Annotated in this window: 14 protein-coding genes; 2 read left to right on the top strand and 12 right to left on the bottom strand. The window is 69.3% G+C overall.

Annotated features, from left to right (window positions below; genetic code table 11):
• Nucleotides 1–18 precede the first annotated feature (18 nt).
• Genes CGU35_RS16740 through purL form a run of 3 tightly spaced genes read right to left on the bottom strand, consistent with a single transcriptional unit; the run spans nucleotide 19 to nucleotide 3,715 of the window.
• Nucleotides 19–1,068 carry a hypothetical protein gene (locus tag CGU35_RS16740; protein ID WP_100812602.1) on the bottom strand — a complete coding sequence of 350 codons (1,050 nt, stop codon included), beginning with the start codon at nucleotides 1,066–1,068 and terminating at the stop codon, nucleotides 19–21.
• Nucleotides 1,069–1,110: 42 nt separating this feature from the next.
• Nucleotides 1,111–1,242 carry a hypothetical protein gene (locus tag CGU35_RS18755; RefSeq protein WP_258034450.1) on the bottom strand — a complete coding sequence of 44 codons (132 nt, stop codon included), beginning with the start codon at nucleotides 1,240–1,242 and terminating at the stop codon, nucleotides 1,111–1,113.
• Nucleotides 1,243–1,249: 7 nt separating this feature from the next.
• Nucleotides 1,250–3,715 (bottom strand): phosphoribosylformylglycinamidine synthase subunit PurL, encoded by a 2,466-nt coding sequence (gene purL, locus CGU35_RS16745; protein ID WP_100812603.1) that lies wholly within the window; start codon nucleotides 3,713–3,715, stop codon nucleotides 1,250–1,252.
• 140 nt (nucleotides 3,716–3,855) lie between these two features.
• On the opposite strand from purL, the gene CGU35_RS16750 reads away from it, so the two are divergent.
• Together CGU35_RS16750 and CGU35_RS16755 are read left to right on the top strand one after the other, a co-directional pair.
• On the top strand, nucleotides 3,856–4,251 hold the full coding sequence (locus CGU35_RS16750) for an ArsR/SmtB family transcription factor (protein ID WP_100812604.1): 396 nt from the start codon (nucleotides 3,856–3,858) through the stop codon (nucleotides 4,249–4,251).
• Nucleotide 4,252: 1 nt separating this feature from the next.
• Complete coding sequence (locus CGU35_RS16755; RefSeq protein ID WP_100812605.1) at nucleotides 4,253–5,230, top strand: SRPBCC family protein; 978 nt, start codon at nucleotides 4,253–4,255, stop codon at nucleotides 5,228–5,230.
• Between the two features lie 7 nt (nucleotides 5,231–5,237).
• Here the strand turns inward: CGU35_RS16755 and CGU35_RS16760 are convergent, their stop codons facing one another.
• The 9 genes from CGU35_RS16760 to CGU35_RS16800 form a co-directional block, all read right to left on the bottom strand.
• Nucleotides 5,238–5,498: a Txe/YoeB family addiction module toxin gene (locus tag CGU35_RS16760; RefSeq protein WP_100812606.1), complete on the bottom strand. Its 261-nt coding sequence runs from the start codon at nucleotides 5,496–5,498 to the stop codon at nucleotides 5,238–5,240.
• Complete coding sequence (locus CGU35_RS16765) at nucleotides 5,495–5,746, bottom strand: type II toxin-antitoxin system Phd/YefM family antitoxin (RefSeq protein WP_100812607.1); 252 nt, start codon at nucleotides 5,744–5,746, stop codon at nucleotides 5,495–5,497. The genes CGU35_RS16760 and CGU35_RS16765 overlap by 4 nt, the downstream gene beginning before the upstream one ends.
• Nucleotides 5,747–5,817: 71 nt before the next feature.
• A complete protein-coding gene (locus CGU35_RS16770) occupies nucleotides 5,818–6,264 on the bottom strand; it encodes a hypothetical protein (RefSeq protein WP_146048070.1) in 447 nt (148 codons plus the stop codon).
• A gap of 94 nt (nucleotides 6,265–6,358) precedes the next feature.
• Complete coding sequence (gene sufU, locus CGU35_RS16775) at nucleotides 6,359–6,799, bottom strand: Fe-S cluster assembly sulfur transfer protein SufU (RefSeq protein WP_100812609.1); 441 nt, start codon at nucleotides 6,797–6,799, stop codon at nucleotides 6,359–6,361.
• Nucleotides 6,796–8,094 carry a SufS family cysteine desulfurase gene (locus CGU35_RS16780; protein ID WP_232711371.1) on the bottom strand — a complete coding sequence of 433 codons (1,299 nt, stop codon included), beginning with the start codon at nucleotides 8,092–8,094 and terminating at the stop codon, nucleotides 6,796–6,798. The genes sufU and CGU35_RS16780 overlap by 4 nt, the downstream gene beginning before the upstream one ends.
• Nucleotides 8,091–10,142, bottom strand: a complete 2,052-nt coding sequence (locus CGU35_RS16785) for an APC family permease (RefSeq protein WP_100812610.1) — start codon at nucleotides 10,140–10,142, stop codon at nucleotides 8,091–8,093. Before CGU35_RS16785 ends, CGU35_RS16780 begins: the two co-directional genes overlap by 4 nt.
• 201 nt (nucleotides 10,143–10,343) lie before the next feature.
• Complete coding sequence (locus tag CGU35_RS16790) at nucleotides 10,344–11,564, bottom strand: amidohydrolase (protein WP_100812611.1); 1,221 nt, start codon at nucleotides 11,562–11,564, stop codon at nucleotides 10,344–10,346.
• 104 nt (nucleotides 11,565–11,668) lie between these two features.
• Nucleotides 11,669–12,721, bottom strand: a complete 1,053-nt coding sequence (locus tag CGU35_RS16795; protein ID WP_100812612.1) for a LacI family DNA-binding transcriptional regulator — start codon at nucleotides 12,719–12,721, stop codon at nucleotides 11,669–11,671.
• An 8-nt stretch (nucleotides 12,722–12,729) separates the two neighbouring features.
• Nucleotides 12,730–14,412 (bottom strand): glycoside hydrolase family 13 protein, encoded by a 1,683-nt coding sequence (locus CGU35_RS16800; RefSeq protein WP_100812613.1) that lies wholly within the window; start codon nucleotides 14,410–14,412, stop codon nucleotides 12,730–12,732.
• Nucleotides 14,413–14,417: the final 5 nt, after the last annotated feature.

Consider the following 14,417-nt stretch of genomic DNA (forward strand, 5'->3'; position numbering starts at 1 on the left):
GGCGGGGCGCAGCGGGCCTCAGTTCGACGAACGACGCGGGATGGGCCAGATCGGACCGCGCCTGTCGCCGGTGGACTTGTCGCCGGGCTCGGCCGCCGCGCCATCGGTCGGCGCGGGCGGGGGCGGGGTCGACGCAGCGCGGGGAGGGGTGGTGGCGCCCGGTCGCGGGGCGGTGGCGTCCCGTCGCGGATCGGCGCCGTCGGGACGGGACCCGCGCTTGGCGGCGCGCAGGATCGCATCGCGTGCAGACTCGGTCGCCGCGGCTGCGGCGGTCATCGCGGCGGCTCGCGCATTCTCGACCAGGTCGTCCCAGGCGCCGCGCAGCTGCGGCGGAACGCCGGCGCCGTCTCCGAAGGAGCGATCGGATGCGGCACCGGGGGGCCGACCGGATGCTCCCGCCGCGCGCCATGCCGCCGCCTCCGCCGTGTGGAACGCGGCCTCGAGCTCGGTCACCGCCGTGCGGTAGCGAGCGAACTCCTCGGGGGTGAGGGTCGGTTTGCCCGGGCGGGGCCGCAGCCAGCGGGCGGTGTCCATCGCGGTCAAGAGCGCCGCGGTCGCCGGCACCCGGGCATCGCTCATCGTCGGAAAGGCGATCGCCTTGGCGGGGTCGGTCTCGTAGGCCATCCAGTTCGACAGCACCGCATCGTGTTCGGCCACGAGCCGCGAGAGCGGCAGGTGCTCGTCACCCCGAGGCATCCTGCGCATCAACGCCTTGGCGGCCTTGACCTGCACGCGGCGGCCACGCAGCCCGGTCTGCGCCGACCGCAGCTCCCGCTGCGCCTCGCCCACGGCGTGGCGGGCGGCCTCGATCTCGCCGATCGACCCGCGCCCGCTCTGGCGCGCGCTCTTGGCGATGAGCAATGCCGCCTGGGCGGTCTTCGCCTGGGCTCGCGCGGTGAACAGGCGCGTTCGCGCGACGGCCAACTCGTGGCGGGCGCCCGCGTACTCCAGCGCCCGTGCGCGCTGGCGGCGGCCGTAGCGGATGCCGGCGTACGAGGCCGCACCGCCCGCGATCACGGTGGGCCCCAGCCACCAGAACTCCGCGGCGAACGCGAAGAGAGGGTCCATGACGCCATGCTAACCGCGCGCGCTGGACGTGCGGCAGGAGCCTCAGCCGAAGATGAGCGCCAGGACCGTCGCGCCACCGCCGGTGACGAGCAACGCGATGATCACGACCCACGCGACGATCCGCACACGCTTCTGTCGCGTGGCGCCGTAGTTCTCCAGCTCGTCGTTGGACATGTCGCTCCTAGGCCATCGGGGGAGTGGTCGGGGCTTCGAACTCGCCGATCGTCGCGCCGAACGCGTCGGGCAAGGTGCCGCGCCAGAGCCGGTTCAACTCGTCGAGACGCATCGTGAAGACATCCTGGATCTCGAGCTCGGCACCACCCGCGGGGGCGACGTCCGTGACGCCGATCCGCAGAACCGGGTAGCCGCGCCCCTCGCAGAGCCCCTGGAACTTCACGTCGTCCTCGCGCGGGACGCTCACCAGGACGCGGCCGGTCGACTCCGAGAACAGGGCGGCCGCAGCATCCACGCCGTCGCGCTCCATGATCTCGCGCAGCCAGACGCGCGCACCGACGCCGAAGCGGATCACGCTCTCGGCGAGTGCCTGGGCCAGGCCACCGCCCGACAGGTCGTGGGCGCTCGAGATGAGGGCCTGCTGGGACGCGGCGCGCAGCAACTCTGCCAGGGCCTTCTCGTTTCCGAGGTCGACGCGGGGAGGACGTCCGCCGAGGTGGTCGTGCACGACCCCCGCCCACTCGGAGCCGCTCAGCTCGGTCGCGGTGACCCCGAGCAGGTAGATGTTCTCGCCGGGATCCTGCCAGCCGCTCGGCACGCGGCGCGCAACGTCGTCGATGATGCCCAGCACGCCGACGACCGGAGTCGGATAGATCGGCTGATCGCCGGTCTGGTTGTAGAAGCTGACGTTCCCGCCCGTGACGGGGATCTCGAGTTCACGGCACGCGTCGGCGATTCCCTGTACCGAGCGCTGGAACTGCCACATGACCTCGGGGTTCTCGGGGCTGCCGAAGTTCAGGCAGTCGGTCACCGCGGTCGGCACCGCGCCTGCGACGGCGACGTTGCGGTAGGCCTCGGCGACGGCATGACGCGCGCCCTCGTAGGGGTCGAGCTGGCAGAAGCGGCTGTCGCAGTCGGTCGCGATCGCAAAGCCCAGGCCGGATTCCTCGTCGACGCGGATCATGCCGGCGTCGTCGGGGAAGGCCAGGGCTGTGTTGCCCATGACGTAGTAGTCGTACTGGTTCGTCAGCCACGACTTGTCGGCCAGGTTCGGGCTCGAGAGCAGCTGCGTGAACTGTGCGCGGAGCGTCTCGGGGTCGGTCGCCCGGGGTAGGGCGCTCGCCGAGTCCTCCTGCAGCGCGTCGATCCACGCCGGGTAGGCGACGGGGCGCTCGTAGACCGGGCCGTCGACCGCGACCGTGGCGGGGTCGACGTTGACGATCTCGTGACCGTGCCAGTGGATGACGAGGCGCCCGTCTCCGGTGACCTCGCCCAGCACGCTGGTCTCGACATCCCACTTCGCGGTCACCGCGAGGAACGCGTCGAGCTTCTCGGGAGCGACGATTGCCATCATGCGCTCCTGCGACTCCGACATGAGGATCTCTTCGGGCGTCAGGCGGGGGTCGCGCAGTAGGACCTCTTCGAGGTCGACCTTCATGCCCGATCTGCCGTTGGCCGCGAGCTCGCTCGTCGCACACGAGATGCCCGCGGCGCCGAGGTCTTGAATCGCCTCGACCAGCTCGCCACGGTAGAGCTCGAGGCAGCACTCGATCAGCACCTTCTCGGCGAACGGGTCGCCGACCTGAACGGCGGGGCGCTTGGTCGGGCCGCCGTCGGCGAACGTGTCGGAGGCGAGGATGGATGCTCCGCCGATGCCGTCGCCGCCCGTGCGGGCGCCGAACAGCACGACCTTGTTGCCCGTGCCGCTCGCGTTCGCGAGCTTGATGTCTTCGTGGCGCATGACGCCGACAGCGAGCGCGTTGACCAGCGGGTTGCCCTGGTAGACCGAGTCGAAGACCGTCTCACCGCCGATATTGGGCAGGCCGAGGCAGTTGCCGTAGAACGAGATGCCGCTGACGACGCCGTGCACGACGCGGGCCGTGTCGGGGTGGTCGATCGCCCCGAAGCGCAGCTGGTCCATGACGGCGACGGGGCGCGCGCCCATCGAGATGATGTCGCGGACGATGCCACCGACACCCGTGGCCGCACCCTGGAAGGGCTCGATGTAGCTCGGGTGGTTGTGGGATTCGACCTTGAAGGTCACGGCCCATCCGTCGCCCACGTCCACCACGCCGGCGTTCTGCCCCATACCGACCATGAGCTTCTCGCGCATCTTGTCGGTCATCTGGCGACCGAACTCGCGCAGGTAGATCTTGCTCGACTTGTACGAGCAGTGCTCCGACCACATCACCGAGTACATCGCCAGCTCGGAGCTGGTGGGGCGACGCCCGAGCAGCTCGCGGATGCGGTCGTACTCGTCGGGCTTGAGGCCGAGCGCCTCGAACGGTTGGATGCGCTCCGGCGTTGCCGCGGCGTTCTCGACGGTGTCGACGACGGGCGTCGCTCCGGCACTCGGGGTGGCGTTCTGGGTGGCTGTCGTCACGCGGCTGAGCTCCAAAAATCGCGGGATGCCGGACCCGCCCAGTCTAGTCGTGGGAGCAGGACGCCACGGGGCGGGCCGGAGCCCGGTCATCCGGCCCCTCGGTTCGGCTCCCCTGGCACTCGTTTTGCTTGTTCGGGATCGCAAGTAGCAGCTTCTGCCAGGCGAGCGGGTGAGCCGGCCGGCCCGGCCGGGGTTGACGGAAGGGCGCGGCGGCGCTAACGTACAACCAAATGGTTGCACAACGAACGCAGGGCGAAGCGAGCGAGCTGAGCGATGACGAGATCGACCGCGTGTTTCAGGCGCTCGCCACGGCGACGCGCCGAGACATCCTGCGTCGAACCATCGAGCGCGAGCAGTCGATCTCGGCGCTCGCCCAGGACTACGACATGTCGTTCGCTGCCGTGCAGAAGCACATCGGCGTTCTCGAGGCGGCGGGCCTGGTCATCAAGCGCGCCGAGGGTCGCGAGCGGCTCGTGCGGGCGGATCCGACCATGATCGCCCGGGCCCGCGCCCTGCTCGCGCGCTACGAGGAACTCTGGCGCGCGCGGATCGACCGCCTCGACCGCTTGCTCGCCGCACCACCCCAAACCGATTCGATCGTTCACCCACCCACAGAAGGAGAGTGACATGCCCGTCACCGACGTCACCACCGACCCCGAAGCGCTGACGATGACACTCGTCGCCGACTTCGCCGCGCCCGTCGATCGCCTCTGGGTGGCGTTCACGGATCCGCGTCAGCTCGAGCTCTTCTGGGGTCCTCCGGGATGGCCGGCGACGTTCACCGGGTTCGATCTGAGCATCGGTGGGCGGGCGCAGTACCGGATGACCGGTCCGCGGGGCGATTCCGCGGGCGGCCAGTGGGAGTTCGTGGCGATCGAGCCGCCGCGGCGGCTGGAAGTGCTCGACAGCTTCGTTGATGACGAGGGGCGGGTCAATGCCGAGATGCCCTCGATGCGTATGACGTTCGAGCTCCATGAGACGTCGTCGGGTTCTCGCCTGGTGAGCACGACCTACTTCCCATCTGTCGAGGCGCTCGAGCAGATGACGGCAATGGGCATGGTCGAGGGTTCGACGCTCGCAATGAGTCAGCTCGACCGGGTGCTCGAGGGGCTCCGCGCCTACGCGCAGGGCAAGGGCACGCAGACCGAGCTTCTCGACGATGTGCACGTTCGGATCACGCGCCTGATCGAAGGGCCGCGCGACCTGGTCTGGCGCGCGCACCACGAACCGGACCTCATGAAGCAGTGGCTGCTCGGTCCGGACGGCTGGCGGATGACGGTCTGCGAGGTCGACCCCCGCGTCGGCGGCCGCTACCGCTACGCGTGGGCGCCCGAAGAGGGCACCGAGGGTGAGCCGTTCGGCTTCGACGGCGAGACGCTCGTGATGGAGGCGCCCCGCCGCTCGGTCACGACCGAGCACATGACCGACACCGACTTCCCGTCGACCCTCAATGACCTGTCGCTGCGCGAAGAGGACGGCGCCACGCTGATCACCGTGCTGATCGAATACCCCGACAAGGACACCCGCGACATGGTCCTCGCGACGGGCATGACCGACGGGATGGAGACGAGCTACGCCCGCCTCGAGAAGGTGATCGCGGGCTAGCCCGCGATCAGTAGTGGTAGCGCGCCTGCAGCACGATCACATGCTCATCCGTCACCAGGCAGACCAGGCGGTTGACGTCGTCGATCCGTCTCGACCACGCCCCCGACAGGATGTGCTTGAGCGGCTCGGGCTTGCCGATACCGGCGAAGGGGTCACGCAGAACGTCCGTGATCAAGGCGTTGATGCGACGGAGGGTCTTGCGATCTTCGTATCGCCACGAGATGTAGTCCTCCCACCCGTGTCGATCGAAAGCGAGAGTGCGGGTCACGCGTCGGCGAGATCGTGCTGCTCGATGTCGCTGCGGCGGGCGCGCTCGAGCGCCGACAAGAGGCGTTCGGCATTGGCGGGGTGGCGGAGCAGGTAGGCGGTCTCGGTCATCGCGTCGTAGTCGGCCTTAGACAGGATGACCGCGTTGCCGTGCCGCGAGACGACCTCGACGGCCGTGTGATCTTCGTTGACCTGCTGGATCAGGCCGAAGAGCGTCTTGCGTGCTTCAGATGCAGAGATCGCGGCCATGGTGATCCTCTCGAGTGGTACAAAATACGGTACCACTCGAGATCGCAGCATCCGCTTGTTCATCCCGAAACTCACGCCGCGGCGGGCAGGTCATCCGGAGTGAAGATCCGCATGCCGTCTTCGTGCAGCAAGAAGCGCGCGCGAACGCGCACGCCCTGCCCGACGAGGTGATCGCCGAGCCGCGCCCACGCCCGGTCGAGGGCCGTGATCTGGTCGCCGCCGCAACGCTCCCACACCACGACGACCTGCGCGAAGTCGAACTCGCGCATGAGGTTCGCAAAGCGGTGCGCGAAGAGTTCGACGACGGGCAGGGTGCCCAGGTCGTCGGTGGTCACGATCTCGTCGGGGTGATCCGGCAGCTCATCGCACGGCATGACCGGCCCGGTCGGACGGTCGTCCTCGTCCAGGAAGAACAGCCAGAGCTGGGGATGGGTGGCGCCGATCAGCAGTTCGAACAGCCAGTGTTCGAGAGCGGTGTCGTCGCGCATCGGCGGGGTGTCAGCGGGTCCTGTGGGCATGCGCCCAGCCTGGCGGCCGGTCTCGATCCGACTCGCACGGTTCGCGGCATCGGTGGACAGCTGTGCCTGCCCTTTTGCTGGTGAGGAGGCGACGCTACGCCCGGGCGAGCGCGTCCTCGAGCGCGACCCACGCGAGCATCGCGCATTTGACGCGCGCGGTGTACTTGGAGACACCCGACAGCGCGGCGGCATCCCCGTAGACCTCGATGTCCAACTCGAGCTGCCCGCGCGAGCGCATGGCCTCGCGGAATCCGTCGACGAGGGCGGATGCATCGGCCCGAGGCATCCCGGCGACCAGATCCGACAGCATCGACGCCGAGGACTGCGAGATCGAGCAACCCGCGCCCTCCCACGTCGCGTCGCGGATCACGCCCGCGTCGTCGAGCCGTACGCGCAACGTCAGCTCATCGCCGCAGATCGGATTGCGCTGGTATGACGAGGCGTTCGCCCCTTCTTCGGGCGCGAGCGGGGTGCCGTGCGGATGCTTCGAGTGATCGAGGATCAGCTCTTGGTACAGCGACTCGAGCCCGCTCATGCCGATACCCCGAAGAACGCGCGAACGCCCGAGAGGGCATCCAGGAACGTGTCGATCTCGTCCTCCGTGTTGTAGAACGCGGCGCTCGCACGGACCGTCGCCGTGAGGCCGAACCGGCGGTGCAGCGGCTGGGCGCAGTGGTGGCCGACGCGGACGGCGACGCCGCGCGCATCGAGGAACTGTCCCACGTCGTGGGCGTGCACCCCCTCGACGTCGAATGCGGCGAGGGCGACCCGGTCGACCCCGTCGGCATCGCCGAGCATCCGCACGCCCGCGACTTCGTGCAGCCCCTCGCGCAGGCGCCTCTCGAGCGATGCCTCGCGTGCCGCGATCGCGTCGTGCCCGACGTCGCCGAGGTATCGCACCGCCGCCGCGAGGCCGATCGCCTGCGACACGGGCTGCGTGCCCGCCTCGAAGCGCTGCGGCGGCGGCAGGTACTCGGCCGCATCGAGGGTCACGGTCGTGATCATCGAGCCTCCGGTCAAGAACGGCGGCAGGGCTTCGAGCACCTCGGCCCGGCCATAGAGTGCGCCGACACCGTACGGACCGAATACCTTATGGCCCGAGAACACGGCGAGATCCACGTCGAGGGCGGGCAGATCGAGCGCCAGGTGCGGAGCGGACTGGCACGCGTCGAGCACCGTAAGCGCGCCCACGGAACGCGCCAGCGACACGAGGCTCTGCACCGGGTTGACGATCCCCAGCACGTTCGACACGTGCGGGAAGGCGACGATCCGCGTGCGCGATCCGATGATTCCGGCGGCGGCATCGAGGTCGAGCCGACCATCGTCCAGAACGGGAATGTGTCGCAGCACCGCGCCCGTCCGGGCGGCGAGCTCCTGCCACGGAATGAGATTGGCGTGGTGCTCTGACTCGCTCACGACGATCTCGTCGCCCGGCGCCAGAGCGAACCGTCGCGCCGCCGCGCCGCCCCGTCCGAGCGTTGCATTCCCGATCGAGTATGCGATGAGGTTGATGCCGGCAGTGGCGCCTGAGGTCCACACGACGTCGTCTGGCTCGGCACCCACGAACGATGCCACAGCGGCCCGCGCATCCTCGAACGCCTCGGTGGCATCGGCGGCGAGTGTGTGCGCACCACGGTGAACAGCGGCGTTGCCGCGCGCGAGGAAGGATGCCTCGGCCTCGAGCACGACGCGCGGCTTCTGGCTCGTGGCCGCGGAGTCCAGATACACCAACGGTGCCCCGTTCACCCGCTCCCCGAGGACCGGGAAGTCGGCACGAAGCGACGACACGTCGACAGAGGACGCGTCGGGGGGCACTGCGAGGGGTTTCACTCCTCCAGGCTACGCCGCGGGACTCGGTTCGAGGCCTCGGGCGGCAAGCCCGACCGGTCGCCGCCGGGAAGGGGTCGCGACCGGCGACCGTAGACGATCTCGGTCGAATCCAGCAGCCAGGGCACAAGCGTGATGGTGACACCGTGCACGAGCATCAGGTCGTGCGCGATGCGGCTTGCGCGCCTGTTGTGCAAGAAGCGTTCCCACCAATGGCCGACGATGTACTGCGGCAGGTACACGGTGATGACGGACGAGCCGTGCTTCTTGCGGTACTCCTGGATGAACTCCCGCACCGGATGCGCGAAGGTGCGGTACGGCGAGTCGACGATGACGAGGGGCACCGGCATCCGATGTTCCTGCCATTCGGCCTGCAGACGGTCGGTCGACTCGGGATCGACCGAGACGTGCACCGCCATCGTCTTGTCGTGCTTGGCGGCGAGGGCGTAGTCGATCGCCTTGACGACGGGCTTCTGCAACCGCCCGACGAGCACGATCGCGACGTCGCCCTTCGACCCGAAGTGGGTCGTGTCGTCGATCTCGATCTCGTGCTCGACGTCGCGGTAGTAGCGGTTCACGCCGATCATGAGCGTTGCGAGGATCGGGATCAGCAGGAACACGATCCATGCGCCGTGGGTGAACTTCGTGATCGTGACGATGACCAGGACGAAGACGGTCAGTGCTGCACCGGCTCCGTTTATCGCCAGGCCGATCCGTGCCGCGTGCAGGTCTGCGCCCGAAGCGCCCCTCCGGATCGCCCGGCGCCAGTGCCGGATCATGCCGATCTGACCGAGGGAGAACGAGACGAAGACGCCGATGATGTAGAGCTGGATCAGGCTCGTCAGGCTCGCCTGGTAGATGATCAGGATCGCGATCGCGGCGAGACCGAGCGCGATCATCCCGTTCGAGAAGACCAGGCGATCGCCCCGGGTGTTGAGCGACTTGGGGGCGTAGCCGTCGCGCGCGAGGACCGCCCCGAGCAGGGGGAAGCCGTTGAAAGCGGTGTTGGCGGCCAGCAGCAGCACGCACGCCGTCGCGGCCTGGATGATGAAGAAGGGGATGCTTCCCATCCCGAACGTCGCGCTCGCGACCTGCGCCATGAGGCTCGGCTGCGGGCTCGATTCGCAGTCGAATCCGATCAGGTTGCACGGGTTCTCGGCGTAGTGCACCTGCGCGAACAGGGCGAGCGCCGTCAGCCCGGCGAACAGCAGGATCGCGATGCCGCCCATGAGCGTCAGCGTCGCCTGGGCATTCTTCACCTTCGGCTGACGGAAGGCGGGCACACCGTTCGAGACCGCTTCGACGCCCGTCAGGGCCGAGCATCCGCTCGAGAAAGCGCGCAGCACCAGCAGGATGACGGCAGCCTGCGAGAGGTCCTCGGCCTGCACGGCGAACTCGGCGCTCGACGCGACGGGAGGATCCCCGAGCGCGACGCGGGCCAGCCCGACGACGATCATGACGGCCACCGACCCGATGAAGACGTAGGTCGGGATCGCGAACGCCTTGCTCGACTCGCGCACGCCGCGGAGGTTCACCGCCATGATCAGCACGACGAAGCCCACGGCGAACTCGATGCGCCACGGGTTGAGCTCGGGGATCGCTGAGATGATGTTGTCGACACCCGAGGCGATCGACACCGCCACCGTCAGGACGTAGTCCACGAGTAGAGCGGATGCCACGACCACCGCGGCCGGCTCGCCGAGGTTCTTCGACGCGACCTCGTAGTCGCCACCCCCTGACGGGTAGGCCTTGATGAGCTGCCGATAGCTGATGACGACCACGACCAGCACCAGCACGACGGCGGCCGCGACCGCCGGGCTGAACGCCAGGAACGCGAGCCCGCCGGTCAGCAGGATCATCAGGAGCTCCTGCGGCGCGTACGCCACCGACGACAGCGCGTCGGACGCGAAGATCGGCAAAGCGCGTCGCTTCGGGAGCAGCTGACTGTCGAGCTGTTCGGTATGGAGGGGTTCGCCGAGAATCCAGCGCTTCACGGCGGGAGAGCTGGCGCCGCCCTCGCCGCGACTGTCATTAGCCACGAGCGGCGACATTACGCCCGCGGGGGGCCGGTGTGCAAGCGGGGCGTGGAGCGTGATTGACCGCACGTTGGGCGAAACACGGCGACTTGGGGCGCGTTAGCACCCTTGGGGCGTGGGGACCCGCGCCCCAAGGTGATCCGGACGCCCCAGGTTGCGCGTCAGGAGAGGGAAGGGGAGCCCGCGCCGAGCCGCGGTCGTCCCGTCCTGGCGACGTCACTCCGGCCGCAGGAACTCCCGCGCGGCGACCGTGAGGGTCTGCACGCCGTTCCGCAGCGTCGGCTGCAGCAGCGGGGCGAAGAACGGCGAGTGATTCGTCGGGATGTCGCGGTCGATCGTGCCCTCGGCCTGGGCCCGCATGAAGGTGGCCGGGTCGACGCCGCCCCAGAACCAGAAGACCAGGGGCACACCCGCCTCGCGCGCGAACCACGAGACATCCTCGCTGCCGGTGAACATCCCGGGATCGAGAACGGTCCCCGCGCCGATCTCGCGGTCGAACGCGGCGGAAAGCCGGGCCGTCGCATCCGGGTCGTTGAGCGTCGGGGGGAGCGTGTGGTCGGTCTCGATCTTCGGCGGGACAGGCGCATCGGATGCGTCGGCCTCCGCCCGCACGATGCGCTCGACCTTTTCGAGAACCCGCGCGCGGGACTCGTCGTGCGCGTAGCGCAGGCTGAGTTCGAGCCGCGCCTCGGCCGCGATGATGTTGTGCTTGAGTCCGGCGTGGATCGAGCCGACGGTGACGACCGCCATCTCGCGGGGGTCGATCTCGCGCGAGACGACGCCCTGGAGTCGCATGATCGTCGCCGCGGCCATCACGATCGGATCGACCGTGGCGTGAGGCCGCGAGCCGTGCCCGCCGCGGCCGTAAAGGGTGATCGTCAGGCCGTCCGACGCCGCCATCTGCGTGCCGGGCCGGACCCCCACGATGCCGGTGGGAAGCGGTGTGACGTGCTGGCCGAGCACGATGTCGGGGCGCGGGAAGCGCGTCAGAACGCCATCCGCGATCATGGCCCGCGCGCCCGCGCCGAACTCCTCGGCGGGCTGCAGAATGACCACGATGGTGCCCGCCCATTCGGCCGCGGTGCCGACGAGCTGCTCGATCGCGCCGATCATCGCAGCGACATGCATGTCGTGGCCACAGGCGTGCATGACGGGAACGTCCGTCCCCTGCGGGCTGACGCCGCGTGCGGAGCTCGCATACGGTAGTCCGGTCTCCTCTTCGACGGGCAGGCCGTCCATGTCGGCGCGCAGCCACACGGTCGGTCCCTCGCCGTTGCGCAGAACCCCGACGACCCCCGTGCCGCCGACGCCCTCCGTGACGTCGAGCCCGAGATCCCGAAGATGCCCGGCCGCGATCGCCGCTGTGCGGGTCTCCTGGAACGACAGTTCGGGATGCTCGTGCAGGTCGATGTAGAGCGCCTCGAGATCGATCGTCATGCGCCCGAGCCTACGGCCCCTGCCTGTGCCGCGCCCCGAAACGACCGGCCATCGGACCGGTTCCCCTGGCAGTACATGCGCCTCGGGGTGGCCGGATCCGACATCTACTGCCAGGCGAGCGGGTCCTGCCCGGGCGGAGCGGGCGGCGGGGGTGCGGTGGACCCGCGCACCACGAGTTCGAATGGCAGGACCGTGTGCGGCGGCGGGACATGCGTCGTCGGATCGGGCTCGAGCAGCTCGAGAACGGTCTCGGCGGCGCGCACACCCTGCTCGCGCGGGAACTGGTCGATGCTCGTCAGGCGGAAGAACGCGCCGAGCTCATGCCCGTCGACACCGACGACCGAGAGGTCTTCGGGCACCCGCAGACCCCACTCTCGAGCGGTCAGGATCGCACCGACGGCCATCTCATCGCTCGCGGCGAAGATCGCCGTGGGGCGCTCGCCGGGTGCCTCGAGCAGACGCGTCGCCGCGGCGGCGCCCCCCGCGATCGTGAAGTCGGATGCCGCGTGCAGCTCAGCCTGAGGGAGGATCGCGGCGGAGGTCAGGGCCCGCTCGTATCCCCGCCGCCGCTGCGAGGGCACGCGGAAGTCGCTGTCGAATTCGGGGAGTGCGCCGATGTGGGCGATCACGCGGTGACCGAGCCGCAGCAGGTGCGATGTCGCAAGGACGCCGACTGCCTCGTCGTCGATCGCCAGGCTCGTCATGTGCCGGTGGGCACCGCCGATCCGGACGACGGGAACGCCGAGTCCCGCGAGCGCCGCGGACTCGGCCTCGGTGAGGTCGATCGACACGGCGATCACGGCGTCCACGCGCTGTCGACGCAGGAACGTGCCGAACATCGCGTTGCGCGCCCCCGCGTCATTGCTCAGCACATACAGGGTGATGTCGTACCCGTGTCGCGCGAGCGCGTCCGCGATGCCGCCGAGCACGGTGCTGAAGAACCACGGATCGAGTAACGGCAACAGGACCCCGATGCTGCGGGTGCGGCCCGAGGCAAGGCTCGACGCCGACGCCTGGACGACGTAGCCCAGGCGGTCGGCCGCCTGTTCCACGCGCATCCGCGTCGCCGCCGACACACGTCCCCGACCGCTCAGGGCGCGCGAGACGGTCGCGGTCGAAACACCGGCCGCCCGAGCCACCTCGTCGATTCCGACCATGGTCCGGCCTAGTGGGCGCCGTCGAGCCAAACGGTCGTGTCCGAGCCGATCGCGCCGTCCTCGAGTGGAGAACTCTGGAGCAACACGGCCGCGCCCGCGGGGAGCGGCACCGGGGTCGAGCCGACGTTCGCGATCACGGTGATGTCGCCGTTGCGGAACGCCACGACGTCGTCGCCGTAGCCGTCGAGCCAGTGCAACTCGCCGGTACCGAGCGCGTGTGCGCGACGCTCCGACAGCACACGGCGGTAGAGCGAGAGCGTCGAGTCGGGCTGGTTTCGCTGCACATCGCGGGCGAGCTCCGCCCACTGCGTGGGCTGCGGCAACCAGGATGCGCCGGAACCGTTGAAGCCGTAGGACGCGCCCTCCACGGTCCACGGAATCGGCACGCGACATCCGTCTCGCCCGTAGCGCTCGCCGTGGGTGCGGAACCAGGTCGGGTCCTGCCGGGCGTCGTCGGGGAGGTCGACGACCTCGGGGAGGCCGAGTTCTTCGCCCTGGTAGAGGTAGGCCGAGCCGGGCAGCGCGAGCATCATCGTGCTCGCCGCGCGGGCTCGACGCAGGCCGAGTGCGGGGATCGGCTGGACCTCGGAGCGCGGCCCGATGCCGGTTCCCTGGGGGACGTCGCCCGTGAGGGCGAGTCGCGAGGCGTGCCTAATGACGTCGTGGTTCGAGAGCACCCAGGTGCTCGGCGCTCCCACGGCGCCGTATACCGCGAGCGACTCGGCGATGACGGCGCGCAGCTTCGGGGCGTTCCACGGCGTCTCGAGGTACTCGAAGTTGAACGCCTGGTGCATCTCGTCCGGGCGCACCCACAGAGCGGTCTTGGCGGGTGAGGGCAACCAGGCTTCGGCGGCCAGCGCGCGGTCACCGTCATATTCCGCGAGCAGCACATGCCAGTCGCGGTAGACCTCGTGGACGCCGGGCTGCCCCCAGTACGGCACGTCCGCCTCGTCCCCACCCATGGAGGCGGAGTCGGCCGGGGGCGTGTAGTCGGGTAGCCCCTCCTTCTTCACCAGGCCGTGGGCGACGTCGACGCGGAAGCCGTCGACCCCGCGGTCGAGCCAGAAACGCAAGATGCCGCGGAAGCCCTCGCGCACCTCTTCGTTGGACCAGTCGAAGTCGGGCTGCGACGCGTCGAAGAGGTGCAGGTACCACTGTCCGGGGGTGCCGTCGGCTTCGACGATGCGCGTCCAAGCGGGTCCGCCGAAAACCGACTCCCAGTTGTTCGGCGGTAGCTCGCCGTTCTCCCCCAGACCGTCGCGGAACATGTAGCGTGCGCGTTCCGGGCTGCCGGGCCCTGCCGCCAGGGCGGCCTGGAACCAGACGTGCTGGTCAGAGGAGTGATTCGGGACGAGGTCGACGATCACGCGGATGCCGCGGGCGTGCGCGCCCTCGAGCATCGCATCGAAGTCGGCAAGGGTGCCGAAGATGGGGTCGACGTCGCAGTAGTCGGCCACGTCATAGCCGGCGTCCTTCTGCGGCGAGGTCATGAACGGCGAGAGCCACAGGGCGTCGATGCCGAGCTCGAGCAGGTCGTCGAGCTTGGAGGTGATGCCGGGCAGATCACCGATGCCGTCGTTCGACGCATCCGCGAACGAACGCGGGTAGATCTGGTAGATGACGGCCGAGCGCCACCACTCGGATCCGTGAGCGGAGGGAAATCGGGTTTCGGGTCCCGCGAGAGAAGTCATACGAC

Source organism: Microbacterium sp. BR1, assembly GCF_002812725.1.
Taxonomy (GTDB): domain Bacteria; phylum Actinomycetota; class Actinomycetes; order Actinomycetales; family Microbacteriaceae; genus Microbacterium.